Source organism: Marinobacter sp. 2_MG-2023, assembly GCF_030546935.1.
Classification (GTDB): Bacteria; Pseudomonadota; Gammaproteobacteria; order Pseudomonadales; family Oleiphilaceae; genus Marinobacter.
Genome location: NZ_JAUOPH010000003.1, coordinates 124,796 through 150,961, shown reverse-complemented (window position 1 = coordinate 150,961; position 26,166 = coordinate 124,796). Strand labels below are relative to the sequence as shown.

General features: G+C 50.2%; 23 protein-coding genes and 1 pseudogene. 10 read left to right on the top strand and 14 right to left on the bottom strand.

Annotated elements, in window-relative coordinates:
* Positions 1-9 precede the first annotated feature (9 nt).
* The 8 genes from Q4501_RS08020 (at position 10) to Q4501_RS07985 (ending at position 10,326) form a co-directional block, all read left to right on the top strand.
* Positions 10-708, top strand: a complete 699-nt coding sequence (locus Q4501_RS08020; protein ID WP_303595701.1) for an NrdJb — start codon at positions 10-12, stop codon at positions 706-708.
* Between the two features lie 724 nt (positions 709-1,432).
* Positions 1,433-2,080, top strand: a complete 648-nt coding sequence (locus Q4501_RS08015) for a hypothetical protein (protein ID WP_303595699.1) — start codon at positions 1,433-1,435, stop codon at positions 2,078-2,080.
* A gap of 86 nt (positions 2,081-2,166) precedes the next feature.
* Complete coding sequence (locus tag Q4501_RS08010; RefSeq protein WP_303595697.1) at positions 2,167-3,411, top strand: site-specific integrase; 1,245 nt, start codon at positions 2,167-2,169, stop codon at positions 3,409-3,411.
* Entirely contained in the window at positions 3,393-4,985 is a 1,593-nt protein-coding gene (locus Q4501_RS08005; protein WP_303595695.1) for a site-specific integrase, read from the top strand. Before Q4501_RS08010 ends, Q4501_RS08005 begins: the two co-directional genes overlap by 19 nt.
* Positions 4,982-7,162, top strand: a complete 2,181-nt coding sequence (locus Q4501_RS08000) for a hypothetical protein (RefSeq protein ID WP_303595693.1) — start codon at positions 4,982-4,984, stop codon at positions 7,160-7,162. The genes Q4501_RS08005 and Q4501_RS08000 overlap by 4 nt, the downstream gene beginning before the upstream one ends.
* 10 nt (positions 7,163-7,172) lie before the next feature.
* The gene (locus tag Q4501_RS07995) at positions 7,173-7,667 is read left to right on the top strand and encodes a hypothetical protein (RefSeq protein WP_303595691.1); all 495 of its coding nucleotides are present in this window, start codon (positions 7,173-7,175) and stop codon (positions 7,665-7,667) included.
* A 2-nt stretch (positions 7,668-7,669) separates the two neighbouring features.
* The gene (locus tag Q4501_RS07990; protein WP_303595689.1) at positions 7,670-8,125 is read left to right on the top strand and encodes a VPA1267 family protein; all 456 of its coding nucleotides are present in this window, start codon (positions 7,670-7,672) and stop codon (positions 8,123-8,125) included.
* Entirely contained in the window at positions 8,122-10,326 is a 2,205-nt protein-coding gene (locus Q4501_RS07985) for an AAA family ATPase (protein WP_303595688.1), read from the top strand. Before Q4501_RS07990 ends, Q4501_RS07985 begins: the two co-directional genes overlap by 4 nt.
* 108 nt (positions 10,327-10,434) lie before the next feature.
* Here Q4501_RS07985 and Q4501_RS18500 read toward each other — a convergent pair.
* The 4 genes and pseudogenes from Q4501_RS18500 to Q4501_RS07970 all read right to left on the bottom strand — a co-directional run.
* Positions 10,435-10,626: pseudogene (locus tag Q4501_RS18500) on the bottom strand (integrase core domain-containing protein); the annotation flags it as partial.
* A 495-nt stretch (positions 10,627-11,121) separates the two neighbouring features.
* The gene (locus Q4501_RS07980) at positions 11,122-11,871 is read right to left on the bottom strand and encodes a copper resistance protein B (protein ID WP_303595686.1); all 750 of its coding nucleotides are present in this window, start codon (positions 11,869-11,871) and stop codon (positions 11,122-11,124) included.
* The gene (locus Q4501_RS07975) at positions 11,868-13,625 is read right to left on the bottom strand and encodes a copper resistance system multicopper oxidase (RefSeq protein WP_303595684.1); all 1,758 of its coding nucleotides are present in this window, start codon (positions 13,623-13,625) and stop codon (positions 11,868-11,870) included. Before Q4501_RS07975 ends, Q4501_RS07980 begins: the two co-directional genes overlap by 4 nt.
* 87 nt (positions 13,626-13,712) lie before the next feature.
* Entirely contained in the window at positions 13,713-14,237 is a 525-nt protein-coding gene (locus Q4501_RS07970; protein WP_303595682.1) for a cupredoxin domain-containing protein, read from the bottom strand.
* 200 nt (positions 14,238-14,437) lie between these two features.
* On the opposite strand from Q4501_RS07970, the gene Q4501_RS07965 reads away from it, so the two are divergent.
* Positions 14,438-15,103, top strand: coding sequence for a response regulator transcription factor (locus Q4501_RS07965; RefSeq protein WP_061331749.1), 666 nt, complete (start codon positions 14,438-14,440; stop codon positions 15,101-15,103).
* The gene (locus Q4501_RS07960) at positions 15,090-16,442 is read left to right on the top strand and encodes a sensor histidine kinase (protein ID WP_303595680.1); all 1,353 of its coding nucleotides are present in this window, start codon (positions 15,090-15,092) and stop codon (positions 16,440-16,442) included. Before Q4501_RS07965 ends, Q4501_RS07960 begins: the two co-directional genes overlap by 14 nt.
* 270 nt (positions 16,443-16,712) lie before the next feature.
* Here the strand turns inward: Q4501_RS07960 and Q4501_RS07955 are convergent, their stop codons facing one another.
* The 10 genes from Q4501_RS07955 to Q4501_RS07910 all read right to left on the bottom strand — a co-directional run bounded on the left by Q4501_RS07955 (position 16,713) and on the right by Q4501_RS07910 (position 26,147).
* On the bottom strand, positions 16,713-17,327 hold the full coding sequence (locus tag Q4501_RS07955) for a tyrosine-type recombinase/integrase (RefSeq protein WP_303595678.1): 615 nt from the start codon (positions 17,325-17,327) through the stop codon (positions 16,713-16,715).
* Positions 17,328-17,594: 267 nt separating this feature from the next.
* A complete protein-coding gene (locus Q4501_RS07950) occupies positions 17,595-17,987 on the bottom strand; it encodes a helix-turn-helix domain-containing protein (protein ID WP_303595677.1) in 393 nt (130 codons plus the stop codon).
* A 24-nt stretch (positions 17,988-18,011) separates the two neighbouring features.
* Positions 18,012-19,364 carry a HipA domain-containing protein gene (locus Q4501_RS07945; protein WP_303595675.1) on the bottom strand — a complete coding sequence of 451 codons (1,353 nt, stop codon included), beginning with the start codon at positions 19,362-19,364 and terminating at the stop codon, positions 18,012-18,014.
* A gap of 707 nt (positions 19,365-20,071) precedes the next feature.
* On the bottom strand, positions 20,072-20,632 hold the full coding sequence (locus Q4501_RS07940; RefSeq protein ID WP_303595673.1) for a hypothetical protein: 561 nt from the start codon (positions 20,630-20,632) through the stop codon (positions 20,072-20,074).
* Positions 20,633-20,718: 86 nt separating this feature from the next.
* Positions 20,719-21,393 (bottom strand): hypothetical protein, encoded by a 675-nt coding sequence (locus tag Q4501_RS07935; RefSeq protein ID WP_303595672.1) that lies wholly within the window; start codon positions 21,391-21,393, stop codon positions 20,719-20,721.
* A gap of 87 nt (positions 21,394-21,480) precedes the next feature.
* Positions 21,481-22,365, bottom strand: coding sequence for a HEPN domain-containing protein (locus tag Q4501_RS07930; RefSeq protein ID WP_303595671.1), 885 nt, complete (start codon positions 22,363-22,365; stop codon positions 21,481-21,483).
* 88 nt (positions 22,366-22,453) lie between these two features.
* Positions 22,454-23,290 (bottom strand): hypothetical protein, encoded by an 837-nt coding sequence (locus tag Q4501_RS07925; RefSeq protein ID WP_303595670.1) that lies wholly within the window; start codon positions 23,288-23,290, stop codon positions 22,454-22,456.
* Positions 23,291-23,360: 70 nt separating this feature from the next.
* Positions 23,361-24,212: a DUF3800 domain-containing protein gene (locus Q4501_RS07920; RefSeq protein ID WP_303595669.1), complete on the bottom strand. Its 852-nt coding sequence runs from the start codon at positions 24,210-24,212 to the stop codon at positions 23,361-23,363.
* Positions 24,213-24,295: 83 nt separating this feature from the next.
* Entirely contained in the window at positions 24,296-25,090 is a 795-nt protein-coding gene (locus Q4501_RS07915) for a hypothetical protein (protein ID WP_303595667.1), read from the bottom strand.
* Positions 25,091-25,466: 376 nt separating this feature from the next.
* Positions 25,467-26,147 carry an SOS response-associated peptidase gene (locus tag Q4501_RS07910; protein ID WP_303595665.1) on the bottom strand — a complete coding sequence of 227 codons (681 nt, stop codon included), beginning with the start codon at positions 26,145-26,147 and terminating at the stop codon, positions 25,467-25,469.
* Positions 26,148-26,166 lie beyond the last annotated feature (19 nt).

Below are 26,166 nucleotides of genomic sequence, written 5' to 3'. Positions count from 1 at the left end.
ACAGAAGACATGACAGTTAAAATCAGCAATAAAATCGTCGGCTACCGGGTTAAGAAAGCCGACACCGACGCACCCAGCGAACAGCAGGCACCGGCACAGCTGGAGCCAACGCTGCAGAAGATGAATGAATACATCGAACGGCCGGATTTTCTGGTGGGCACCACCTACAAAATCAAGCCGCCGGTGGCTGAGCATGCGATGTACATCACCATCAACGACATCCTGCTGAACGAAGACACAGACCACGAAAGCCGGCAGCCGTACGAAGTGTTCATCAACTCCAAATCCATGGAGCACTTCCAGTGGGTAATCGCCCTCACCCGCGTAATCTCTGCGGTATTCCGCAAAGGCGGCGACCTGACCTTCCTGGTGGAAGAACTGCGTTCCGTATACGACCCCAACGGCGGTTACTTCAAGAAAGGCGGCGTGTTCATGCCTTCGCTGGTGGCTGAAATTGGTGCCGTTATCGAGAAGCACCTGAAGGCCGTAGGCCTGATGGAAAGCGAGGAAATGAGCGAAACCACCAAGCGCATCCTCGCCGAAAAGCGCGCCGAATTTGAAGCCAACAACACCAAAGCAACCAACGACGACAAAGCCGGCGACTTCCCGCCCAACTCCACCATGTGCAGCAAGTGCAACACCAAAGCTGTCATCGTGATGGACGGTTGTGCGACTTGCCTGTCATGCGGCGACAGCAAGTGTCAATAGCCATAAAAAGTGGATACTTGTAACACTTAGCATCGCTAACTAAAAACCCTCAAGGAGTGATTCCTAGAGGGTTTTTTTATTTTATATGCATGTAACAATCAAAAGCCCATTACTGGAAAACAGCCATACTGCCTGAGTACTTGGACACACAATTGCCTAACCATATGTTGTGCAGGTTTTTTTAATAAAAAAAACTTGCCAAGGTCCACGAAAAATATCCAAATCCCAGGCTTCGCCTCGTAGTTTCAATCCTTTTCACCCGTCCCTATATTCCGTTCAAGATATTACGCTGCTGACAAATCGCGGTAACACTATAAAACGATAAGCTTAATCATCAGCGCAACTGCAACCAAGAGGTATTGAATAAGGGAAACGCCTCTCCCGCCCCCCTCTTTTCAACTAATGCTCTCTAACCCAGAAAGCTACTGATATGAAAATAGGGTTTAGCACGCTTAACCAACGCTCTCAGTAACGATCAAACGCACGCCTCAATTAATTACATATGTTTAATTTTTATTAATGCACTATTATTGTCTTAGTAAAAATACAAAATTATAAATATACATCGTTGATTTTAAAGAAAACAAAAACATACCATCTATTTAATTAAATATTAATTTATTCCACAATCTAAATTATATAACCAATATTTTCTAGCATCTACCATTTACATTTTAAAAAATCTAAGTCACGCTTCTAAAACCATTCATGTTGGATTTATTAAATGAATCATAATAACATTATTAATAATATTGCGGTTCTCAGGACGAAAGGCGGAAGCGGTGAACATAGAGCGGTAAATAAGATATATAAAGAAAACTTCGAGTCTTCCCACTCAGTCTTAGTTATAAGAAAGAGAGAGGATAACAAGTATATTCAGAATTCACTCCTCGAACATTTCGAACAACGTTTCCAGACAAAAACCAAAAACCACGATTCAAAACTCTATTTTAAATATATAGACGAGATTGACGAGGCAAAGAGCCAGGTCGCATCTAACTCTCTTTGGCAATGGGATCGATGGAACCAATACCAGATTTCAGCATTGAACACTTCGCTGCCAACGCACAAAATAATCTATACCTTAGGACTCGGATCTGCTGTAGATATCACAACATTCAAAAAATCATTAAACCTTTTTGACATTACATTCTTGACGGTTAATACAGAATGCACCTCTTCCATTTCTCATGCCGAATTTATTTTAAATAAGACAGAAACAGAAGAAATAAAAAACTGTTTTATCTTTGAGTGGCATGAGCATGACAAAGGAGATCATAAATGCTACAGCCACAGGATTTGTACCTCCGAAGATTGGATTCTGAGCAGAGACAACTGTGAAAGCCAACAAATATCGGAAATGTGTATTTAAAAAACTATCTTGGCTTTTAATAGTTAATATAAAGTTTTTAAATTAATTATTCGACAACCATAATCTTAAATATTAACCGAACAAAAATGAAATATAAACCAGCTTCACAGTTTAGAATTATTAAAATCTCGCACACTGAGTCTGGTGAGCGTCGCTTTATCGTTGTTAATCGTGAAACTTTGACACCAATGGAGGCGGCATCGATCTACGAGACGCATCTCAATCACCGATACGACTCCCCCGGCACACGGCAACAGCACCTTAATTCAATTGTTTACCTTTACTCTTGGGCTAAAACACAGGCCATAAATCTGGATAAACAACTATTATCTGGCGAGGGCCTTACTCAAGCTCAAGCCAGGTCTTTTGCAGCATGGCTACGCAAGTACCGAATCGAGGGTAATGGTGTCCTTCCCTATAAGAAACGCAGAACCATCAACAAAATCCTTAGTCTTTGCTCGGTCATATGTCGATGGTTCACTACTCAGTTCGCTCGCCCAGACTCCGGATCGACGCATGAACAAGTAATCAACATTCATATTTTAGTAGATGCTCAAAAGCGGATGTGGAAAGAACTGCAAACGAAGGTTAGACAAGAAATTTTCGCGCCTGACCTTTCCGATGAACAAATAAAAAAGGTTGAGCACTTTCTGCTACCGGAAAACCGGCACTCTTCGGTTGGGTGGGACATAGCGACTCGGGACTATTTAATCTGGCGAATGGCAATAGAGTTTGGCATGCGCATAGGGGAGATTCTGGCCATGCGTCTACAAGACTGCCCCGGGAGAAACTCGCCCTATTTTAAGATCGTCCGAATCGAGGAAAGAGGTCCTGATTACTTTGATCCTCGCAAGGTCCCAGCACGCCCCAAAACTCTTTCGAGACAATTGGGGATTCAATTGAGCAACACCAAATTCCCCAACCTCCTGACTGACTATGTATCAACGCACAGGTACATCAAAGCCATACATAAAGGTCGGAATATCAGAAAGTTTTTTCTTCCCCATCCGTTCTTGTTGATAGCTCGGAACGGTAACCCCCTATCCGGGAAAATGGCCGACAACGTCGCCCATAAGATCAAGGAAGGAACTGGCGTAGATTTCCATTGGCATCTTGCTCGCCATGCCTTTTTTAATCGCGCTTATTCCGCAGTAGCCGAAATCAAAGACCGTGACGAGCAGCAGGTAAAGCTTGCCGATCTGGTTGTTTGGGGAGGCTGGCAAGACCCGCAGAGCCTCGATATTTACAGCCGGAGAGCAAGGCGCGAAAGAGCCAGAACGGCTCTGCACCTCTGGCAAAAAGGTGGTGATGAATGGAACGCACTAAACTAAAAGAAGACTTCAAAACAGGCTTATTCCACGACGAAGAAGGGCGTAGCTTTGTGCGATGTGAATTCGACCCGCGCGACCCAGTGTGGATCGACGTTTCCAAGGATGTTTGGAGCGCCCAGTACGCAGGTTCTTTGCATACCATTGATTGGAGAGACGCTGACATATCGCGGGCATTATTGCCTGATCTTCAAACGCTGATTAAGGGGCGCTTGCAAAAGTCGTCGCCGCACTACCTCCGCAAAGTTGGCCATGCACTTATAACCTTCTTTAGAGCTGCTAGAGAGGCAGATGTCGATCTAGAGGAAGGCTTTGGCAAATTGGATGCACCCTCATTCCTTAAGGTCTGGGATGTCATTACGCCCGATTCTCGGAGCATTGTGAGATCCATCTATTCGGAATGCGCCGATAAACACATTGCCGGAGCTGACTATTCTCTGGCCCGCGAGATCAAAACCTGGAAAGCAAGGAGCGAAGTCGTATCCCTTCGCGAGGTCGTGCACTGGCACCCTGAGAAGGGCGCACTCACGGCCGCTGAATGGGAGCTTATCAGAGGATTCCTTGAGGAGTGGAACCTTGACGAACACCCCAACACCATCGCAACCAAAGTCTTCGGTCGAATCATGACCGAGACTCTGAAACGCCCCTCGCAAATATGGTCAATGCCAAAGAATGCGTTCTGGGTGGTACCCTCCCCAGATGGATCCAGTCCAGCCCAGTATTTTCTCCGAGTCCCAAAAGCAAAACGCCAGACAGGTGAGCCTCCAGGCACATGGCAGATCACTGAGTCACTGGGAAAAGCTATCCAGGAATACTCGCAAATTCCGGAAATTCGAGCCCTTCAAGACAGAGTCAACCGTCTTGCCGTTCTACCAGGTTACCGAGGCACTCCTCGGTGGATTCAGCACGGAGAAGTTGATGCTCAGACCGGTCAGCAATCACTTAAGAATCTGGTTAAGCAAAGAGGAATTGTAAGCCCACGTACAGGTGAAGTAATAAACCTCACGCCCTACAGAATTCGGCACACGGGGGGCACAGCGATGGCTTTGCAGGGCATTCCGAGGGAACAAATTCAGGAGGTCTTAGAGCATGACTCCCCCTTCACCGCAGATGCCTACATTCAGGCTGTCGGATCCGATCTGATGCCAGCGCTAGAAAAAGCCACGGATCGCGGCGTGGGTGAGGTATTCTCGATTCTGACCGATGCTTTTTTTTTCAAGGGTACCATCACTCAAGATATTGGAAATAAAGCAATCACAATTCCTGCCATCAATATCCATGAGCCCGCTGCTAACGAGACCCAAGCACCCGCCGTTGTGGGTGGATGTGGAAAGGATGGAGCCTGTTCAAAACACCCATTCTGGGCCTGCTACAACGGCTGCCCACATTTTCTTGCATGGAAAGAAGCAGACCATAGAAAGTCGCTGGAATACGTGGAGTCAGAACTTTCTCGTTGGGGTGAGGCAGAGGGCGGAAAGGAACGAAGTAAGCTGTACAAAGATTTCGATAGGACCGCAGCATCTATTCGAGAAGTTGAACAGCAAATCGAAGAAGCTAATGGGGATGCAAAAGAATGAATGCAGTCCAACTTGAAAACTGGCTCTCGGAGGTACCGATAGAGTCAGCGATTATTGATCTTGTCCCCAGATTATTAGCGGAAATCCCCGCGGGCTATTCCTTCGAAACCGATGAATGGGATGTTATCGAATGGGAGACGCGAGGGGTCTCCAAGAAACGCAGATCAACCTTGGCGTTTTCCAGAATCGCTCACACGGAGCTGAGAGAGATAGCCAAGCTTTGGGTATTGGATGGCCGACTCAAAAAGCAAACAGGTGTCGGCTCCGCCAAGTGGAAGATTTCAATCTTGGCCCCCTTGGCAGAAGTACTTGGTGCTCGCCCATTGCGCACGTTGAAGACAAATGACTTCTATGATGCAGAAAGCAAACTTCGAGAGGAATTCGCGCCAGGTACAGCCTTCAGAGGTTCCGGGTACTTAGAGTCCGCGTCCTCATGGCTGGGCAGGAGCCTAGGACTCCCCCTGGACTACCACAGCCGGCTCATAAACCCGAGTGTTCACGGGCGCTATGGCACGGATGAAGGCAAAGCCAACAAACTCGTTCCAGACTCGGTGTTCCGAGATTTGATTTTAGCAAGGCACCGAGAGGATCTGATCGCCAAAGACACCTTCTACTTAAACGTTCTGGTCATACAGATGGCGACCGGTTTTAGGATCAGCGAGCTAGCAGCGCTACCCGCAGATTGTCTACTCCGCGAAGGCGGCCATCTTCAAATTTTGCACTACCCGGCAAAGGGTGGACGCCCGGTCCCTCGCCCGATCCATCCAAGTATGAAAGATGTGGTTGAAGACGCAGTTTCAGCTCTGTCTGAGATCACCGCTGAAGCCCGAGCAGTAGCAAAGGAAATTCGCAGGGATCAAACTCTCGACTGGACTGCGATTTACGCCAATGAAACCGCATTGCGGTATTTCGTTGCTAAGTGGGCCAACGAATGGACCAGCAACCCGAAGCACCTAATGATTAATCCAAACGGCGCTTGGCTTAACAGAGATCAGTGTTTCGTTGATGCGATTGGCGTTCTTGAGAAAGCTGGAGGAGTCAAGACAAAGGCAGCTCAAACCCTCCAGGTCAGCAGGATAACCTTTGACAACCTGCTAGCCGCACAAGAGGCCGCTCGAAGGGGTGAGTTACCAGTTGTCGCAAACAGCAAATCCAAAGGACAGCAGAGAAACAGCTGGGATACCGATTTACGCGTAGTTTCCTTCCTGAATTTGGAAAAGCACACGTCAGTAGCAATTCGGCAAAAAAAACGAGCCTTAATCCGGGACATCCTAGATGAGGCCCAAAAAACCCAGTTGGCCGGCAAAGTCTATCCAGCACCTGACTATGACCGGGATTTCGAAGGAAGTTTCCGGTTTGAAGTGCGACCACTGATCAAAAACAAACAAGGAAAGCCCCTCATATATCCTCACGAGGCTCTGCTCGTTACCCAGAAATATGCGCTTTCAGAGCACCGTGGGACCAAGGCTGATGCGTTCACTGTAATCGGAGAGTCCGGCTTCAGTGATTGGCTTGGGGGTGTTGCTCGATCTCACGGGACTGGGAATCACGAAGACAGCGTTTTTCGACGCTTAGAAATTATTGATCGGCGCACAGGAGAGTGTGCGAAGTTCACCTCTCACGATGTGCGCCACTGGTTGAATACGATCTATCAGAACGGGGGTCTGACAGAGGACCAGATTGCACTTATCTTCAACCGAAAGCATAAGCAACAGAATGCTGTATATGACCAAACCTCGAACCGAGAGCGCTCTGAAAGGATGAAACAAGCGATCCGTGACAAGATCGCTTTGGGCGCAGCCACAGACACTTACTCTAGGCTTGCGGAATTCTCGCGGGACGATGCTGAGGATTATCTGGAAGCTGTTGTCAGAATGGTCAATCCCATGCCACATGGCGTGTGTATGCTTGATTGGAGCACCTCCCCCTGCCCCCACCACCTAAGTTGCTTCAGTTGCGAAACGGAAGATAAAGGCCCCTGCGAACATTTAATTGTCGATCCGGGCAATGAAAATCACCTAGAGGAAATGAAGCGAATCGCTAAAGAGGCTGATCTTATAGTTGAGGCAATTGAAGCACAGGGCATCGATGAGTCTCCACAGATTGACCATTTCAAGCAAGTTCGCACGAATGTGAACGTAATGCTCGAGCGAATCCCAGCGGTTGAGGTTGATTAGGAGAACTCCAATGCCAAAAGACTCCAGGCGACAGCTGCGAAGCGCAGCTCTAGAAAAACGAATTGCAACGGTCATCCGCGAGCGTGCTGACACGGCGAAAAAAGCTGGAAAGACCTTTGTCTACAACGCAACCAAAGTTGCAGAGCAAGTTCCAACGACACGCAAGACTCTGAGATCCCATGACGACCTTGTCGAACGGGTTTTGGCTGATCTCGACGCCCGCCGCCGAATGGTCGACGGAAATGCCACCGTCGAACATTTGCAGGACAAAATCGCCCGCCTGAGCGATCAACTTGAAGAAAGTGAAAGGACCATACTCGCTCTAAGGTCACACCATGCTGATATCTATGAGCGTCTATACGCCAACTCGATCGACGGAGCGCACCTCATTCGCCCGATAATCGAATCGGAAATCAGGGATGCAGGCTATTGCACGCTTTGTGGGGGCGAGAACACCAGCTCACGACAACCAAGTAATGTCGTCTCTCTGAAGGAGGGAAAGTAACCATGGCGAGTGGTAAGCAGATAGCAGCTGAAAACATTACCAAGTTCGAGGCGTGGTGTGAGGAACGCAATGCTGCTGGGGACTGGAGTGATTACATTCGCCGTGGCCAGTTGAATCGGACCGAGATTGCCAATGAATGTGGCTTCGCCAAATCTGCCCTTCGACAAAACCCAGTTCTAAAGGCCGCTTTAGAGCACCAGGAAGACACATTGAGGTCTGAGGGCACTCTCACCCTCGAAACTGGGAAAAACGCCGCAGAAGGCAATTCAGGGACACCAGAGAGCGCCATCGATAACCGAATCGTCGCTATCAATGAAAAAACGGAAAAACGCGTGAAGGCGTTTGAAGAGCAGAACGCGGCTCTCAAAGCTGAGGTCATGGAACTTCGAGAGAAACTCAAACGCTACGAGCTCATCGAAAAGCACCTCACTGAAACTGGAAGAATGGTGCGTCCGTGACCGATATATCAGTTGAGTTAACGATTAACTCCATCATCAGCCGCGGCAAAATCGGCGGTGTCATCATGGCCGGAAGTTCACCGGATGGCTTTCGGTATGTGGTTCAGTGCGACTGGCAGTTGGTTCCAGATGCCAGCCTCCCCTCGAAAGGACAACGTTGGCTTGTAAACGGGCCTGTTGAGGTTAGGAAGATCTTTGTTAATGGGTTTAGTAGACACGAGCATCAGATCAATGCGGAGAAAGCTGAACTACTTCGGCCCTCGGGCGAAAACATTATCGCCTGGATCACTGAAAACCCGCAGATCAGAGGTGTTGGGCAGGTCAAAGCACGGAAACTATATGACCGATTCGGCCCCGAACTACTGAATCTTATCGAACAAAAAGACATAGCAGAGCTCTCTACTATCGTTACTGAGGAGGCGGCTCAATTAATCTGTCACGCCTTTCAACAGCATAATGTGGGAGAGGTTCTTTTGTGGCTTGATCAAATGGGAATCAAGCGTCCGATCGGCCAAAAGGTGATCTCGTGTTATGGCGACACGGCCAGAGTAAAGGTCAAATCGAACCCTTATCTACTGATCAGCTTTGAGGCGAAGTGGAAGATCGTTGATGGAATCGCAATCACCCGCTTCGGCATCTCTGAGAATGATCCACGCCGCCTCGAAGCAGCAGTGGAGGAAGCATTGTATCGTGGCCTTCAAAATGGCCACACCTGCCTTCCCGAAAACAATCTCAGGCAGGCAGTTAAGCGGTTGTTGCTAAAGAACGATTTGGTGGATCTGGCCCTAGAGCAAGGCGAAAGCACTCAGTATCGAAAAATATTAGATCGCTACCAGCCGATTGGCACCTACCTTATTGAGCACACGGTTGCTCAGCGTCTTCACCAAATCGTTGAAGGTGAAAGCGAACAGCAAGCATCAATCTTTAAAGCTGATTCAATCAATCAAAAGGATATCGACGCAGCGATCGAACAGTACGAACAGTCACAAGGCTTTGAACTTTCACTTGAGCAAAGGCAAGCGGTTGAATGCAGCGTTGCCGCAAAGGCGAGCCTTATCTTAGGCGGAGCAGGAACCGGCAAAACAACAGTTCTCAAGGCACTTTACGAATCTATAGAAACAATTTCACCGGCGACAGCCATCTATCAGGTCGCGCTTGCAGGCCGGGCCGCACAACGAATGAGCGAAGCCACAGGCCGCGATTCCATGACCATTGCGGCATTTCTCCACTCAGTCGAAGAAACGATGCTTGGGGAGGGAACACTGATCGTCGTGGATGAAGTGTCTATGGTGGACGTGATTTTGTTCTATCGTCTTCTCGCTCACATACCTCCGGGAACGCGACTGGTGCTTGTTGGGGATCCAAGCCAACTGCCGCCAATTGGACCGGGTTTGGTTCTTCACGCCCTTGAAGGACACCCCGCCATCCCACAAACCGAGTTGAAAGTGGTGAAACGTCAATCTAAAGCCAGCGGTATTCCTGTAGTAGCCGCTTCGGTTAGAGCCCATCAACTGCCGGAATTCGCTCCTTTTGACGGGATTGGGAATGGTGTTTCGATGGTTGAGTGCCGTGAAAGTGCCCTCAACACTACGGTTCAATCTCTCTATCGCCAGTTGGGCGGCACTGGCAGCGACTACAATGTCCAAATCCTTTCTACCACTCGAACAGGAAATGGTGGCGTTCAACACATCAACCAATTGTTCCGTGATCATCTCCAACTCAACGCAGAGCCCGTATATGCCCATAGCCAAGAATTTGGCCGTGTCCAGGGCATGACGCTGGCGCGAATGCTGCTTTCAGTTGGCGACCTTGTCATGTTCACCAAGAATGATTACACCATCGACCTACGGAATGGCTCTCTGGCCCGTATCGTTTCAGCCCTGCCCGTAAATAACGAACAATCTGACTGTTGCGTCGTTGATTTCGAGGGGGTCGAGATCGCTCTTAAATCCCATCAGCTAGAAGCCCTAACCCATTCCTACTCGATTACCGTGCACAAGTCTCAGGGTTCCCAGTTCACCCGAGTTATCGTCCCAATTAGAGAGTCACGCATACTTGACCAAACATTGGTCTACACGGCTATTACACGGGGCGTTGATCAGGTCGTTCTCGTGGGTGATCGAAAGGCGGCCGAAGCAGCTATCTTAGCGCCTGCCTCGGCTGCCGGACGAAATGTCACACTTCCGGAGCTTCTGTACTAACGATTTTAACACCACCATTACCGGTAGAGCCTCACCATGGGGGCATCGTGCTTCGGGAGTCTCAGCCGGCTGGACATTCTCAAATGTGACCCTGACCTCGTATTGGGTCTACCCAGAATTGGAAAATTTGGGCTCCAATTGCTTCTGTTTTCTGCGTGAAACCGCACGCTTCCTGGAGTAGTTCGAGGGCGTGGACCACTCCAATGCGGAATGGGGTCGGACTTGGTTATAGACCCCCCTCCACGCTTCGATTTTTTCTCTGGCGCCTGCCAGTGACAATAAACAGTTTTCATGCCGACACTCCTGCCGGTGTCGTCAATTAAAAAAAGTTCCACGGTTGCGTTGTCGGTTGGTTTTCCGGGCCGTGAGAGGTTGATTTCGATGTTTCGACCATAGGCCCAGCGACCCATGACCTTGCCGGCCTGCGACCTACACCCGACGACTCGACCAGCCCCCCTCAAACAGGACCTAATACGGGGCCAGGATCACTTCTCAGCGTAGCAGGTGACTCCAAAGCTGAATGCAAAGTGCCTAACGTTGATTTGCGGGGGCACACAACTGACGCTACGGTCGCAAAGCGAACATTCAGACTTGGAGGCAAAGCCAGGCTATAGGGCTGCTTTTTGGGCTTTGTGCATGAGAACGCACCTCTCAGCCTGCTTAATTACTACCCGTAATCACAACATGCGAACCTGAACTGCAACTAAAAATAGGGTCTACAGTTGATGGATTTCCATTGCATCGAATTGCCCTAAAAAAAGCCGAGAGTAGATTCTCGGCTTCTAATTCACCCGATCAGAACGCGATTCGCGCTCCAATCACGGCAAACCAGTCTTCGGTACTGCCACCGTCCGCTTCGGCGAAGTCGGCACTATCGCCATACTTGCGCTCATGCACCACGCCCACATAGGGCGAGAACGAGCGGTCGATCAGGTCATAGCTTAGCCGAAGGCCTGTTTCGGTAGAAACCAGTCCTTTGCCAACGCCAATTTCCCGGTCTTCGCTGAACGCGACCGTGGCATCCAGAGTAGCCGCCAGGATCCAGTAGTTAGTGAAAAGCAACTCGTACTCTGCATCGAGTTCGGTTGACGTATCGCCGTCCTTGCTCACATATAGGTTGGCATCGATCTCAAACCACTGGGGCGCCAAACCCGCAACGCCCAAAACAGCATAGGTCCGGTCTGGCCCTTCGGGAGTATCGAAACGAACACCCGCTTTGGCGTCGAAGAACTTGGAGATGGGCACTTGGCCCACAACCTGATTCTCCAGCGTTTCGTAGGCCTGCTCCTCAATCTCATACTCGCCTTTGGTGAGCCACCGGACTTTCAGATCGTCCGTGCCGTAAAACAGATCGGCATTCCAGACGCCCAACTCCTCATCATCATCGCTGTAGCGGTATTCAAACTCCTCGAACTGAACGCCCCAGGTTGTGAGCGGCTGTTTGCGGGCGGTGGTGTCGGAGATCATTTCCTGAGCTGTCGCCGCCGCTGAGAATCCAATGGAGGCAAGAAAACTGACAGCAACAAGTGATCGAATAGATCTCATGCATCACCTCCTTCCGCGATTGTTGCGTCCGCCTTTGCTTGAGTCGACTCAGGGCCACCCTCAACAATCACTTTGCGGAACATACCGGCCGCCGCGTGATAGGACAGATGGCAGTGAAAAGCCCACTGGCCGGGCTCGTCGACCTCGGTTTCCATATACACCGTGGTGCCTGGCTGCACGCTGACCGTGTGCTTGATCGGATTCCATTGACCAGCGCCAACATCGAGGATGGACCACATGCCATGCAAGTGCATGGGGTGCGTCATCATGGTTTCATTGACGAACTTGAAGCGAACGCGCTCCCCGTATTTCAGGCGAATGGGGTCAGCGTCCTCGTACTTCACACCGTTAATACTCCAGGTGTAACGTTCCATGTTGCCAGTCAAACGAAGCTCGACTTCGCGCGTCGGTTCGCGGTCTTCATACAGTGGGTCCTGAGCCTTCAGGTCTGCGTAAGACAGGAACTTGCCGCCATTGGCTGCCGTGGGCACAAGGCCGCTTCCCTTGGCATAAAAGGGATCGCTTGGGCCTTCTTTGCCCATCGCCATGGAGCCATGGTCCATGCCGGACATGCCCGAATGATCCATTCCTTCCATATTTGAGTGGTCCATTCCTTCCATTGAAGAATGATCCATGCCGGACATCTCTTCTGAGCTATTCATATCCATGTTGCCATGATCCATGCCAGCCATACTGCCGTGATCCATGCCGTGCATACCGCCCATGTCTGCCATGGTCAGGCGTGCCGGTTCACGCAGCTGTGGCACGGCCGCTTCCATACCCTCTTCGGGAGCTAATGTGGCTCTGGCGTAGCCTGAGCGTCCCATGGATTCGGCAAAGATGGTGTAGGCCTTGGCATCTTTCGGACGCACGATGACGTCGTAGGTTTCCGCAACGCCAATCCGGAACTCGTCTACATTGACAGGCTGAACGTTATTGCCGTCGGCCTGCACAACCGTCATATCGAGACCGGGGATACGAATGTCGAAGTAGGTCATCGCAGAGGAGTTGATGAACCGAAGCCGGATCCGCTCGCCGGGTTCGAAAAGTCCTGTCCAGTTCTGGGCCGGTCCTTTGCCGTTGATCAGGCCCGTAAAGCCTTGGAGGTCCTCAACATCTGCTTTCATCATGCGCATGCCACCCCAGGCCATCCGGTCACTGACGGTGTTCATCAAACCGTTTTCGGACACGTCCGAGAAAAACTCGCCGACAGTCTGCTGCTCGCGGTTGTAGTAATCCGGCATCATCTTCAGGTTGCGCATGATGCGGTCGCCGGAGTGTGGGTGCTTGTCAGTGAGCTGAACAACGTATTCACGGTTGTAACGGAACGGCTCACGGCCTTCAGGCTCAATCACAATGGAACCATAGGCGCCATCTGGCTCTTGGAAACCAGAGTGGCTGTGGAACCAGTAGGTGCCCGCCTGCTGGATCGGAAACTCGTAAGTAAAGGTTTCACCCGGCTTGATGCCCGGAAAGCTGATGCCTGGCACACCGTCCTGATCAAAAGGAAGGATCAGACCGTGCCAGTGGATTGATGTCATCTCATCCAGGTTGTTGGTCACATTGATCCTGACGTTCTCCCCTTCCTTGAAGCGCATCACCGGCCCAGGGGATTTTCCGTTGTACCCAATGCCTTCCTTAACGAAATCACCGGTGTCAATTTCAACCCGGTCGACCGTTAGGTCGTATTCGCCGGCCAGAACCAGTGCCGGAATCAAAAGGCTCAGAAGCGCCGTCAGTAGACGTGTTTTCATCTGTTTTACTCCAAACTTCACTTCGTTGAAGCTGGGCTGGGAAACGTTCGCCAACCCATGCATTCGTAGGGTTTTCAGCACACCAGGTCACTCAAAGTTAACGTCACCGTACATGCCAGCCTGGTAATGCCCCGGCACGTTACAGGCAAACTCGATATCGCCCTTTTCGGTAAATTTCCAGACAACTTCCTTACTTTGTCCCGGCTCCAGCAACACGCTGTTCGGATCGTCGTGTTTCATGGAGTGCCCGTTGCCCATATCCATGTTCATCATGTCGTGATTCAGCTTGCCGCCCTGGATCACGCCATGTTCGACCATCATCATTTCCTCTTGATGAGCTTCGTGCATGCCGGGTGTGCCCACATTGAATTCATGGACAAGGTTCCCCTTGTTCTCCACCACAAAGCGCACGGTTTCGCCTGGCTTCACACTGATTTCTTCCGGTTCGTAGTAGTTGTCGTACATTTCGACGGTAATAGTGCGAGAGGCTTCTGATGCCTTGCCCGGTTCGCCACTGCTGGCGCCGTGGCCACCGCCATGGGCACCAGCGGCGAGGGTCACTGCTGACATCGACATGGCAGCGGCTGCGACAATCAATTTGGATGCGTTCATCTTGTCTTCTCCTCGAATTACTGGCCGGAAATACCGGCAACGGTTAGCCCTGAACTCAGAGCAATGCCAAAATACGAATGACACCATCGCGCACCAACCTGAATTCTTGCTGAAAATACCCAACTCTTTTGTTGTTCAGCCTAAATTCAGGTAAGTGGGTGACACTGTTCGCCCATCCGGTTCAAGAGAAGGACAGCCCGATGCGATTACTGCTCGTTGAAGATGACCGTTTGCTGGCTGATGGATTGAGCGGCCAGCTCGAAAAGGCGGGATTCAGCGTTGATACGACATACACGGCCAGAGAAGCCATGGTTTTGGGAGAACAGGAGAATTATCGGGCTGTTATCCTTGATCTTGGCCTCCCGGATGGCAACGGTCTGGACATCCTGCGAAAGTGGAGAAGAAATCGTATCGCCTTTCCGGTGCTCATCCTGACCGCTCGTGGAGACTGGCACGACAAAGTCGAAGGCCTCAAGGCAGGGGCAGACGACTACCTGGCCAAGCCCTTCCAGACCGAAGAGCTGATTGCCCGGCTTAACGCCATTGTGCGTCGCAGTGAAGGCCGAATTCACTCGATGGTGAAAGCTGGGCGCTATGAGTTGGACGAAAATCGCCAGAGCCTGAAATCCGACGATGGCACGGAACACAGCCTGACCGGTACTGAATTTCGCCTGCTGCGCTGCCTGATGAGCCGTCCCGGCCATGTATTTTCAAAAGAGCAGTTGATGGAACAGCTCTACAATCTGAACGACACCCCGAATGAGAACGTGATCGAAGCTTACATCCGCAGATTGCGAAAACTGGTGGGCAACGACGCCATTTCAACCCGTCGCGGCCAGGGGTACCTGTTCAATGACACTGTTTAGAAAGCCCACATCCGTCAAGGGCACCCTGCTGGTAATGCTGTTGCCTGCGGGCATTGCTCTGATGGGGCTGGCTTGGCTGGTTCATGGCCTGCTACTGGACCGTATGTCACAGGAATTCGTGGAGACACGCCTCAAGGATGAAGTCGCCTTCCTGGAGCACCAAATCCGCGATTCTGGCGGTAAGCTGGATAGTCTCCAGACGGGCGATTACTTCCAGGAGGTCTTTCATCACGCCTTTGCCATACATGCACCATCCCAAACCATCATTTCACCGGACTCCTGGGCCGCGGTGTTAATGGCCATTATCGAATCCAAGCAGGAAGGAACCATTCGGGTGCGGGGTGTGGAAACGACAGAAGCGCCGGAAGATATTCTTGCATTCCGCAAGTCATTCCGATTGGGCGACACCCCCATCGTGGTGATTGTGGCGGAGGATCTGGGAGCCTTGAAACGCAGCCAAGCCGAGTTGCACGTCTGGACAGCCATCGTTTCTATACTGCTGATTCTGCTGCTGGTTGCCGTGATTTGGTTCGGCATCAATTTGTCCATGCGCCCCGTTGTCGAGCTGAAGGCTACGTTAAAAAGGCTTCAGGACGGCGAGGTTTCTCGGATTCATGTCCAGACGCCCGAGGAATTTCGCCCGCTGGTTCAACAACTCAACCAGCTACTCGATTCCTTGGATCAGCGCCTCGAACGTTCCAGGGATGCGCTGGCCAACCTGTCTCACAGCGTCAAGACTCCCATTGCAGCCGTCCGGCAGGTACTTGAGGACACGAGCCGCCCGCTTCCCAATGAACTCCGGCTCCAGATGACGGCGAGACTCAACGACATCGACAAACAGCTTGAAGCCGAAATGCGACGAAGTCGTTTTGCCGGACCACAGATCGGGAAAAGCGCCTACCCACTGAAACAGGCACGGGACCTGCTCTGGATGCTGGGGCGACTGTACCCTGAAAAATCCTTTGAACTGTCGAGCTCTCTGCCAGAGGACGTCCGCTGGCCGATTGAAGAACACGACCTGAATGAAATTATGGGTAATCTTCTGGACAACGCTGGCAAATGGTCAGAACGCTGCGTGGAGCTGTCATTGGCGCAACACTCCGGAACACTGCACATAGGTGTTATCGACGATGGACCGGGCGTTGCTGACGCCGAAATCGGCAAGCTGGGTCAACGGGGATTGCGGCTGGACGAGCAGACACCGGGCCATGGCCTCGGGCTCGCCATAGTTCGGGAAATCGTCGAACGCTACGGAGGAACCCTCCACTTTACGGTCGCTAAGGACAGCGGTTTGTGCGCGACAATCGACATTCCCTCTGCGATATTGGCGGCCAGTTAGTAAACTAGCCGCCTTAGATGCAATTCAGGGAGGATAATTGCTTGGCAAATCAGGATGAATCACTTTTCGTTCAAATCTCGCTGATGTTGCAGCATCGGCTCCATCATCATCTGCATTGGATCCATTCGCTCTTGCATCGATTCCCAGTGTTCACGCATCTTGTTTAAGACATCAGAGGTTGTCTGGGAAAACCAAGTGTATGATTATCGATTGACTCCGAGAGCAGCTTATATTCCCTGCGATTCGGATTGAAGGACCACATTACAGCAATCAGATCTCAATACTTTCAGCTATTTCTAGAGCATCCTCCACCTCGACACCAAGGTATCGCACGGTACTGGACATATTTGTGTGTCCCAGTAGCAACTGGACTGCTCGAAGATTTTTGGTCTTCTTGTAGATCAATGTTGCCTTGCTCCGTCTCATTGACTGAGTGGCATAGACGGAAGAATCGAGTCCGATGCTGATTATCCACTTCTTGACGAGGCGGGCGTATTGATGAGTAGTGATGTGGTCAAACTTTCGCATCCGGCTCGGCCACAAATAATCCATCCCTGAGAGTCCGCGAAATTCGATCCACGCTTCGACGGATTCGCGAGTCTTTTTGGTTATCTCGAACTGAACAGGCTGACTGGTTTTCTGCTGGATGACTTGCGCCCGATCCAAAACCTCACCGTTTCTGGAAATATCTCGAACCAAGAGCTTCACCATATCGCAAGACCGAAGTTTGCAATCAATCGCCATGTTGAACATCGCCAGCTCGCGGATGTTCTTAGCGATCTCCAACCGAATGCGGATAGCCCATATTTGTTCGAGTTTGAGAGGTAACTTCTGGCCAACGAGCTTCCCCTTGTTCCAGGGAGCTTTGCTGATAGGAAATGTCATGATGTGGCCCTCTTCGGAGGGTAAGGGCCTTTAAGTATGGTTCAGAAGATTGTTCTCTGCTGGCCAACCTGGTCGCAAAGCGAACGTTCAGGCGGATAGACCACGACTTGCTCTTGGAGAAAATCAGCCTCTTTTTAGGAATGTCCGCAGTAACGGGGTAGAACCCTATGTATTCGCTCCATACATAGGGTTCTACTTTATTCGTGGTTAAGGCGAGGCAGTCGATGTATGAGAGCGTCTAATTTTCGGCACGAAAAGTCCGATCAATCAGGTACCAGATACCACACGGTCAATGGCTTCTTTTGCCTCCTCGGGCGAGAGAAAACGTCGCTTCTTCCCAGCCGGGGAGACACTCACTGTCTGAGTTTCACTGCTTCGATTAATCATCCCCATTGTCAGTTGCATACCAAACTTTCGAAGAATCTTATTGATCGTTCGAACAGTGCCCGACTCTGGGTCCCTCTCAATCGCAGAGATAGTCGTGGCAGAGAACCCCGCAAGTCTTCCGAATTGTTTCTGGTTCAACCCTGTGAACTTCAGGCGAAACCGACGAAGGGCCTGGCCCAGATGAATTTTTCCGGCTTCGAGCTCTGCAAAGGTCTGTTCTCGAATCAGTGACCGTTCGTTTGGCGTTAGCGGTGTTCGTTTCAATTTAGGCATGCTAAATACACTCCCCACTATGACTCAGCACGGATACAACAAGCGTTCCAGCTGATCATGAACCAATTCCGGCTCATGCATCCTGATCGCAATATGAGTCAGCATTGCGTCCGGAGCTCCATACCGCTTCAAGCCAGCCTTCATGTCCATCAACTTCAGCAGCTCACCTTCCATGATGCTCGCAGCTGCTTTGGGATTAACAGCAAGCTCCTCCAGAATCAGCGAATAATCTGGATTCCGCCGTTGGTCCAGCAGGTGATGTGGCCACCATGTAGACATCGCGATCGATTCAGGGTCCAACACCATAGGGGCTATGTCATAGGCCGGCGCCAACTCAATATCATGACCTCGCTTAATCAGTGACGTGTTGCGACCGTGGTTGTCGCGATTACCCGTTGCGGTGTTCAAAACATCCCGAACCAGGTAATCCGCGAGCAGAGCATCTTTGTCCTCAGGCTTGGTCACACAGTTCTGGAGTTTCCGGATCACGTCGACGTGATCCAGGCGAGCACCATCGCCGATCATGCCCATCATCGAATAAACAGACTCTATTCCATGACGCAAGATGCCTTCTTGCCTAACTTCTCGGTCAAAACGCGGTAACCAAAGAGCAACATCGCCGTAGATGTCATCGAAAGCAGCCCCGGTGATGGATTTAAAGCCCTGTTCCTCAAGGAACTGGTAAACAGCGGCCTCACCCTCAAGTACCCAAATATCGTCTCGGGTCCTCTTTCCCCTCGGAAATTTAACCAGCCAGTGCCGGGCAATCTCTTCGTCAGGAATGGTTCCCTCAAGCGCATACCGGCCATAATGGTTTTCGACCAACAAAAGCTTGGGCGCGTCACCCCCAGCGCCCGTTGCGCCGCCAATTGCAACATGCAGGCTGTGAGCATATTGGATAAGGCTGTCGGCCCGGGTACACACTTCTTCACGGTCGAATAAAACAACCTCTGACCTTGCAACTTCAGACTCGAACGCTTCCGCCGCTTCTTTGATTCGCAAGTTGCCAACTGGACCAACACACCCCTCAGCCAAGAGCTGGTAATCGATTAGATGCTCGGGATCGCGGTCATATCCAAGGCTTTTAACCCAGTGCCGGCGACCAGCTCCCTGAGAAATGATGTCTCTAAGGATCGGGACAATCTCACCATTCATGTAGTCGCCTGCCAAAATGCAAGGCAGATTCACTCCCACAGCTGTCCGGTCCATTAAGTCCTGATGGTCAAAATCTCCAATCCGCTCCAGGGCTTTCAGAGCGTACTCCATGTCATAAGAGAATGTCGGGTTGCCTCTGAGACCTTGGTCAGGGCCTCTGAATTCGATAACGCCGGCATCATGCCACTGGTTGTCCCAGTGAATTTGGAGGGTAAGGCTCATGCGCGACCACCATACATTGCAAGAATACTTGCAGTATTATTGGATATCGAGGGAAATATTGCAAGTATACTTATAATTATAGAGCGACCGGACAAAAACCCAACAAGTATACTTGCAATATAGTTATGGTGGTAAAGGGGAGGGAGTGGCCGCCAAGATAGGGGGCATGGCGACCTAATCGGGGAGCTAATTTAGTCCTTTTTTCGCCATGACGTTCTCACAAGAAGAACAGACCATAAAGCGCGTATTGGGGGTCATCTTCCATCGCTCGTGCGAGTTTCGCGTTTGCAAATTGACCACTTGCTATCTTTCTTGAAGTAGTGAACGCAATTGGTGGGAAGGTGGCGCTGATAATGTTCTTGAACCCATTTTTTGGCCGGCCGTTGGTACTGAAGTGTGTCCGCCTTTTTGCTCGGTGTTCCTGACACCATTGGAAATTCCGGCTGGCTTCCAGAATGCTGAGAAGGAGTCGAACTTAACGGCATAACTCAGGAGTGAGCGGTCCAGCGATTGGCGGCGGGGCACTGGCGAAATACCAAGGGTGGAAAACGTTAATCAGCGGTGCGACTGAAACAGGAATGTTCGCAGGTTGATTGGCTGAGGTACAAACTGAAGCTACGGTCGCAAAGCGAACATTCAGATAGTGCGATAACGCTTGGGCTTAGCCGCTTCAAAGCGGCAGCGGAAAATTGGTCGGTTCTCCTTGGTTATGCCTCTTCGAGTTTAGCTCTAACCCTTGCGGCCAAACTTGCATATTCTCGAGCAGTTTCCGAAGTAATTTCCGCATCACTGCTATGGACTGCCTCGTTTCGTATTCGCCTCAGCTTTTGCAGCATCTGCAATACGCCTTGCCCCAATGAAGATTTGTCTAGATCGCTCCACTGGATACTTTGAATCCTTTGATGAGGAGGCGCATGGGACGTCGCGTACTCGATACCATGCCTTTTCTCATACCCTGTCATCGCTTCTTCCACTGAGAGCCATGCATCTAAGATAGCACCCCGAGGACTGTCCTCGGCTAGTCTGCTAGCCCTACCCTGTTCCGAATCCAAACCAACCTTCGCAGAATTACCTAAGACTTTGTCAGCACTATTTGCCGCAGCTTGAACCTCTTGCGCCAGGTCAATTTCAGAATCTTTATGTTTGATCTTCGTAATTCGCCCAAGTAAGTTCGCCACCTCAGTCCGCAAAATAACCACAGCGATTACCACAGCTGATGGCCAGGCCAATGCTTTGATCACTTCAGCGGTGAATTCTAACGGTTCCATATCTTTCCTTGGACATAACGCGGAGCGCACCGGTGCGGCCTTGCCATAACATAGGGAAAACAAGGACATCCGCGTGACGCAAATTATTAACTTTCTTTCCCAGCCCCGCCGTCAGAAATGTAACGAAACAAAAGGCGGCCCAAAGCGGAGATTTCTAAAGTTTGACTATTCTGTTTTAAGGTCGCTAATCCCAGACGCAAAAGTGTATTTTTGTAGCCATCTTGCAGAGCAGAACGATCAGCTTCCTCTTGAGACCTACCATAACTTCTAGATGCCGGGTGAAGAACATCCGGATACTGCTCCATTAATTTTTGGTGGTACGGCGAGCTTAGTGTTTGGGGCTCCGAAATGTAGATTAACCAAATCAGTTCTGGGTCGGCCAGCTCCCGGTAGAGATTCAAGAGTTTTCGGCTCTCCTCATACTTTAGTGATTCCGACGAAAGGGAGCTGCCCACGATTGCAGCCAGCCACTTTTGGCGGTCCTTGGATACGGATCGAGCCGCTTGGAGCATCCCTTCCTCCAAGATATCTAGCCCTTCGGGAGTTGCAGAGTTACGCTCGATGCAATCCAGTCGAGACTGGAGGTTAGCAAAGTCCTCTTCTAGGGTTTTCAGGAAGCTGACTACTCGATCTAATCGCTGATTCGGAATTAGTTGTCCTATTGCTTCCGAAAGTATTGGTCCGACAACTGGACACGCCCCCGAAACTCCTTGAGCAACAGAGACCAATCGATCGCGAGTGTTTGTATCCAGGTCCGACATTTGGACTCCTAAAAGTAAACGCTAATGATACACGGCTACCGACTTAGGCGTCGGTGGGGGAAGTGCAGAACGAACTGGAACAATTTGTTAGGCTTTTCGTTCCACAAACTCCGTGACCCCGTTAAGGACGACAATCGACGCATGGTGCGCGTCCAAGGCGTCTCCTCGTGAAACGATTTCCTCTCCGTATCGGACACCCGCCGAGCATTGTATATGGGTAACGGCATCCTGAAGATCATGACCCAGGCCTTGGTTTCCCGCATCCACATAGAGCTTTTGCAGATTATGGCCACGAGGATGCGAGCCAGTCTGCGACTGGATCGCATATTTTAACGATTTCTCAGCAGCCTGAAGTGATGCCCATTTCGATAAGCCGTACTCGCGCTGATTGTCGCTTAAATGATTTGCGGCTGTACTGACGTCAGTTAAAGCCAAGGACATGAGCTGATGGTCCTTTGCCAACGAACGTGCTCTCAGCATTGTAGACAGGGCGAATACGAACAAGCTGTGGATGTGAAGGAGTTCCTCGTCCGTTAGTGATTGCCGGAGCCCATCTGCAAGATCCTTGAAAGCATCAAGCACGTTAAATTTACGCTGCCCCTGGGAAGCATTCGATGACTTAGCTTGCCGCTGCCTCTCGGCGTAAAACGATACTGCTCCATAAACTATTGGAAGTTTGACGGTATAGATATCATCGCGGATCGGAACCGCGATCGTTCCTTGACTAAAGTCCTGCTTAACCCTGTCACCGTATCGGTGCTCATACCATTGATAGATCGATTCTACGATTGGCCAATTAGTAGCAGAAGGGTGTTGGTCAGCCTGTTGGGGTTTTGTTATGGGCAGAGACAAACCTAAGGTTTGACCGACCTTCATAACCGCATGGATTGGCCTTTGAGGGATTGTGTAACCATCCCCGGCTAATTCTGCGTCTATTCCAACGAGCAGTTCAGATATTTGGCTATTATTCATATAGAAAGCCTAACGCTGGCGTAACGGGCCGTTTTGTAGAGCGCAGCGGAACAACCGGTCCCGTTGACGCATTGATTAGGCATTGCGCTCAAATTCCCCACTCAAGAGAGCTTTGCTCCCTTAGGCTAGCGGGGGTTCGGAAGCTATCGATATATGGCCCCGACCTAGTGTGATTCATCAAGCGCCAAAACCATTGTTTGGGAACCTCGTGGTTGAAACCCTCGGGGAACTCAAACCTGTACGAGAATCCATCCTCCTGATGCTTGTATGACACTGCATACAAGGGCTCCAAGTACCTTTGAATTCCCCAGCGAATCTCATTCAACAACTCAGCCATCCAAGTTGCATAGTAGGTGAAGTAATTTTGCTCAAGATGCTCCTGAAAATCTTCTAAGGCGAGTGGGATTAACTCAATAGGAACATCGTAGCCATGCTCAGAAAGGATTGTGCGGATGCCTTTCGAAACACCCGTTAATCTCGAAATATTATGCTTTGAACTGTTTCCGGATATTTTGAGAAACTCGATTCTTGATACTTCTATCTCCGCATCCAGATTCAAAGTGGGCAACCAAAGCTTTATAGGCGACTTTTGATCTAACCAATGCTTAAGGTTATTAACGGCGCTTTTGAGTTCTCGAACGCTGTCGTCCGTGCCAAGTTCACTTTCCACACAGACCTTTTCAAGAATATCAACACAGGAACCGGAAACGCCCGTCAACTTGCTATCTCCGGCCTCTTTTGCAAAATCAAGAATTCGAATAATAAACAGAGAGCGATGAACCAAGTCCTTGAAATATATCAGGGCTTCACCAGGAATTCTTGAGCTTTTCCTGACATCTAGTACGGCATGATTAACAATTTCGTTAACCGCCTCTAGGCAAATGCACAGCCCTATGGATTCTCGTTCCTTATTGCTCAGATCCATCCGTATAATCCTGTCGCCTAGCCTGGGCTACGCCGCTTGGAGAACCCGCACAAACCCGTTGACCACTTTGTTAACTGCTGACCCCATAACGTTTTTTCCAGCCTGCTTTATGTTTGCTTTGAACGGTTTCCAAATAGTCATTCAATCCTTTGTAGGGAGCACCATCCCTACTCACAATGCTCTTCTTTTTGAGTTTTCCATAAATCTTGTAGTAACAATCGGCGTAGAATTTCTTTACCATTTCAGGCGGATTTTTATAGCCCTCTTCGATCTCGAGAAATCTGCGAGCACACAGTATTACTAGATCAGAAAGTTGGATCATAGGATTTTTCACTGAGTCTACAGCTGAGGCGAACTCTACAATCCATTTCACGCGGTGACTTTTAATATCTTCAAACCTTCGGTGGTAAAAAACCTCTTCAACCTTGGGCATGTGCTCTTCTTTTTCATCGAGAATAATCATGCCTCGAGCTGACTGCCCTAGATTACTTTTTACCACCTCATTGATATAGGTGATGAGGTAGTCAAAACCTAGAAGATAAGGAATTTTTGGATCAAAATTCAGGTCGCTTCCGCACTGATTTTCAGCCATTCTCGCTTTATCAAAAGCGATCAAATGCACGTCGTGTTTCCGCTCGAGGATCAGATCAATAGCTTGATTGGCGAGATCCAACCGACGCTCAATGGCATGCCCCTCGAAAAAACCCTCTCCCTCTGGGGATAGCAGATCGCAGGAATGCATTTCGAAGCCTGTGGGAACGTTGCCTCCGAAATAGCTGATTATTCTTTTTTCCCATTCGGCGTGGGTTTTGTTCCAACCTTCATCTCTCAGGCTGATGCCCCCTAGCACAAATATTGGTTGATCTTTATCGGTAAGGTTAGCCCCTGTATCCCCCGACTCGTCCATGTAGAAGAAATGCACAGTTCCCCCTCAGTTAACGCCCGGCAAACGCGCCAGTTTGGAGCTGCGAAGCGGCGGAAAATCGGTCGCCGTGCAGCCGATCGTTAGGTGATTTTCTCGCTCACGCCTTCAGGGTATGCCTTGGCTACCGCCTCAAACGTGCTTTGGCCCTCAGTATGTACCCGGATTAGTTTAGCGGTGCCGAGGCAATTCGTAATGGCAAGATCGCAACCAGTCGGAACTACGCAGACTCCCAGCTTCTTCGCCCACGCTTCCATAACTGTATTTGAAGCACTGAATGCGTTGAGACCGTCTGTAAGTGCGGCCTCAATCTCAAGAATTCGTGGCAATCCAAGACTTCTCAGTTTTGTAGCCAGAGACTTATCTGAAAGCCAAAAATACGCAGACTCGCCTCCCCAGCTCCCAAGAAGAGCCGAAACGTCTCCATCGCTGCAATGCCGTGGAACGATGACAGTCCACAACCTCCCCGACCCAGAGTCCCTTTGTGAATGAAAGGGGCTCTCATTAAATACCTTATCGGCTTCCTCTTGGGTCAGCAGCTCCATAGCAACAAGATCATGAAGTCGTTCTTTCAAAAACTCCAACGATGAAGGCACGAGCCTTCGTTGCATCGCATCCACCTCTTGCTCCAACAATCTGGCGTAGTGCCATACTCGTATTCGAGTCTGGGCCAGTATCGGTGTCAGCTCATGCTCCTGAAACGATAAGTATGCTGAAGAAAATCGATTCGGCTTTAGGCTTTGATAAGGCGAGCTATTCAGATGCTCGTCCATCAATCTGCGTGCTTCAGAGTGATAGTCGAAAACTAGCTGTGATTCCGCTGTAAGCACACGCTGAAGTTCAAAGCTAAAAGTGTTTGGATTCCAGGGATCTATCACGGTGCAGCGTATCCTTCCCACCTACCAGCAATTAGGCAGCGCGCTTTATCATTGCAGAAATTTGACTGTGTCATTATTACTGACTTTGAACCATCAATCGCGCTGCACATAAATCAATAAAACAACAGCTTAGCCGAGCATGGCCATCTCTGCCATGTAATCATTCAGCGTCTGCAATTTGCTCGGCCAATCATACTGGATGAAATGGCTGTGATTGGCTTGCAGTCTGTAAAAAAGCCTTGGCTCGAATGTCCGCTTTTGTTTAAATACACCTCGATATCACGCCTCGCATCGATAACACCATATCTAGGCTATACCTGGCCAGTTTATGGTTACAAGGCGCTGTCAAATTATGGTTGCACTGCCATACTCCTGATCAGGCATCGTCCGCTTCAATTCTTTCGACTTCACCCGCTATCTCAAGTTTCTCCGGAGACTTTATCGGCTCAACGAAGAGAGGCTCACCTATCCTCGTCTTGAATAGATGCTGCAACGGATCGGTATTCGTCAGCTGAGGGTCCAGCCACAGTTCAAAATCCTCCGGTCTCAACATTAATGGAATGCTTTTCGGATGAATGTGCCTAAAGTTCGGATGTGGCGGCAGGGTGACGATGGTAAACGAAGGTACGAGATCACCCTGGAAACCCCAGAGCTCATAAAGCCCGGCAAACGCGATTGCGCTATTAACGGGATGAATGTTGTAGCACTGCTTGCGCCCATTTTCCCCGGTCCATTCGTGGAATCCACTGGCCGGGATAATGGCCCGCTGGGAGTGAAACCGTTTTTTCCAGAGTGGGCTGGTGCCCAGGCTTCCTGATCGGGCGTTGAACGTGCTGTATTTTGGTGAGGGGCGATAGCCTCTACCATCGGGTTTTGGTTCGATGAGCAGTGACCAGATAGCGTCTTCCAGGGCTCTTCCCTGGTTTGTCTCGTAGACGATCTGGCCTTTTGCACCTGGTGCTATGTTGAGGCGGGATTGAACGCGTGTAGGTATGCCCAGGATTTCTAGAAGATCCTGGACTAAAGGGTCGTCGATTACGTTGTAGCGGCCACACATAACGCTGTCCTTCTATGAG

What these genes read in the sequence shown, in the direction of transcription:
- Q4501_RS08020 (WP_303595701.1), top strand. Translation starts at nt 10, where the DNA reads ATGACAGTTAAAATCAGCAATAAAATCGTCGGCTACCGGGTTAAGAAA.
- Q4501_RS08015 (WP_303595699.1), top strand. Translation starts at nt 1,433, where the DNA reads ATGAATCATAATAACATTATTAATAATATTGCGGTTCTCAGGACGAAA.
- Q4501_RS08010 (WP_303595697.1), top strand. Translation starts at nt 2,167, where the DNA reads ATGAAATATAAACCAGCTTCACAGTTTAGAATTATTAAAATCTCGCAC.
- Q4501_RS08005 (WP_303595695.1), top strand. Translation starts at nt 3,393, where the DNA reads ATGGAACGCACTAAACTAAAAGAAGACTTCAAAACAGGCTTATTCCAC.
- Q4501_RS08000 (WP_303595693.1), top strand. Translation starts at nt 4,982, where the DNA reads ATGAATGCAGTCCAACTTGAAAACTGGCTCTCGGAGGTACCGATAGAG.
- Q4501_RS07995 (WP_303595691.1), top strand. Translation starts at nt 7,173, where the DNA reads ATGCCAAAAGACTCCAGGCGACAGCTGCGAAGCGCAGCTCTAGAAAAA.
- Q4501_RS07990 (WP_303595689.1), top strand. Translation starts at nt 7,670, where the DNA reads ATGGCGAGTGGTAAGCAGATAGCAGCTGAAAACATTACCAAGTTCGAG.
- Q4501_RS07980 (WP_303595686.1), bottom strand. Translation starts at nt 11,871, where the DNA reads ATGAGATCTATTCGATCACTTGTTGCTGTCAGTTTTCTTGCCTCCATT.
- Q4501_RS07975 (WP_303595684.1), bottom strand. Translation starts at nt 13,625, where the DNA reads ATGAAAACACGTCTACTGACGGCGCTTCTGAGCCTTTTGATTCCGGCA.
- Q4501_RS07970 (WP_303595682.1), bottom strand. Translation starts at nt 14,237, where the DNA reads ATGAACGCATCCAAATTGATTGTCGCAGCCGCTGCCATGTCGATGTCA.
- Q4501_RS07965 (WP_061331749.1), top strand. Translation starts at nt 14,438, where the DNA reads ATGCGATTACTGCTCGTTGAAGATGACCGTTTGCTGGCTGATGGATTG.
- Q4501_RS07960 (WP_303595680.1), top strand. Translation starts at nt 15,090, where the DNA reads ATGACACTGTTTAGAAAGCCCACATCCGTCAAGGGCACCCTGCTGGTA.
- Q4501_RS07955 (WP_303595678.1), bottom strand. Translation starts at nt 17,327, where the DNA reads ATGACATTTCCTATCAGCAAAGCTCCCTGGAACAAGGGGAAGCTCGTT.
- Q4501_RS07950 (WP_303595677.1), bottom strand. Translation starts at nt 17,987, where the DNA reads ATGCCTAAATTGAAACGAACACCGCTAACGCCAAACGAACGGTCACTG.
- Q4501_RS07945 (WP_303595675.1), bottom strand. Translation starts at nt 19,364, where the DNA reads ATGAGCCTTACCCTCCAAATTCACTGGGACAACCAGTGGCATGATGCC.
- Q4501_RS07940 (WP_303595673.1), bottom strand. Translation starts at nt 20,632, where the DNA reads ATGGAACCGTTAGAATTCACCGCTGAAGTGATCAAAGCATTGGCCTGG.
- Q4501_RS07935 (WP_303595672.1), bottom strand. Translation starts at nt 21,393, where the DNA reads ATGTCGGACCTGGATACAAACACTCGCGATCGATTGGTCTCTGTTGCT.
- Q4501_RS07930 (WP_303595671.1), bottom strand. Translation starts at nt 22,365, where the DNA reads ATGAATAATAGCCAAATATCTGAACTGCTCGTTGGAATAGACGCAGAA.
- Q4501_RS07925 (WP_303595670.1), bottom strand. Translation starts at nt 23,290, where the DNA reads ATGGATCTGAGCAATAAGGAACGAGAATCCATAGGGCTGTGCATTTGC.
- Q4501_RS07910 (WP_303595665.1), bottom strand. Translation starts at nt 26,147, where the DNA reads ATGTGTGGCCGCTACAACGTAATCGACGACCCTTTAGTCCAGGATCTT.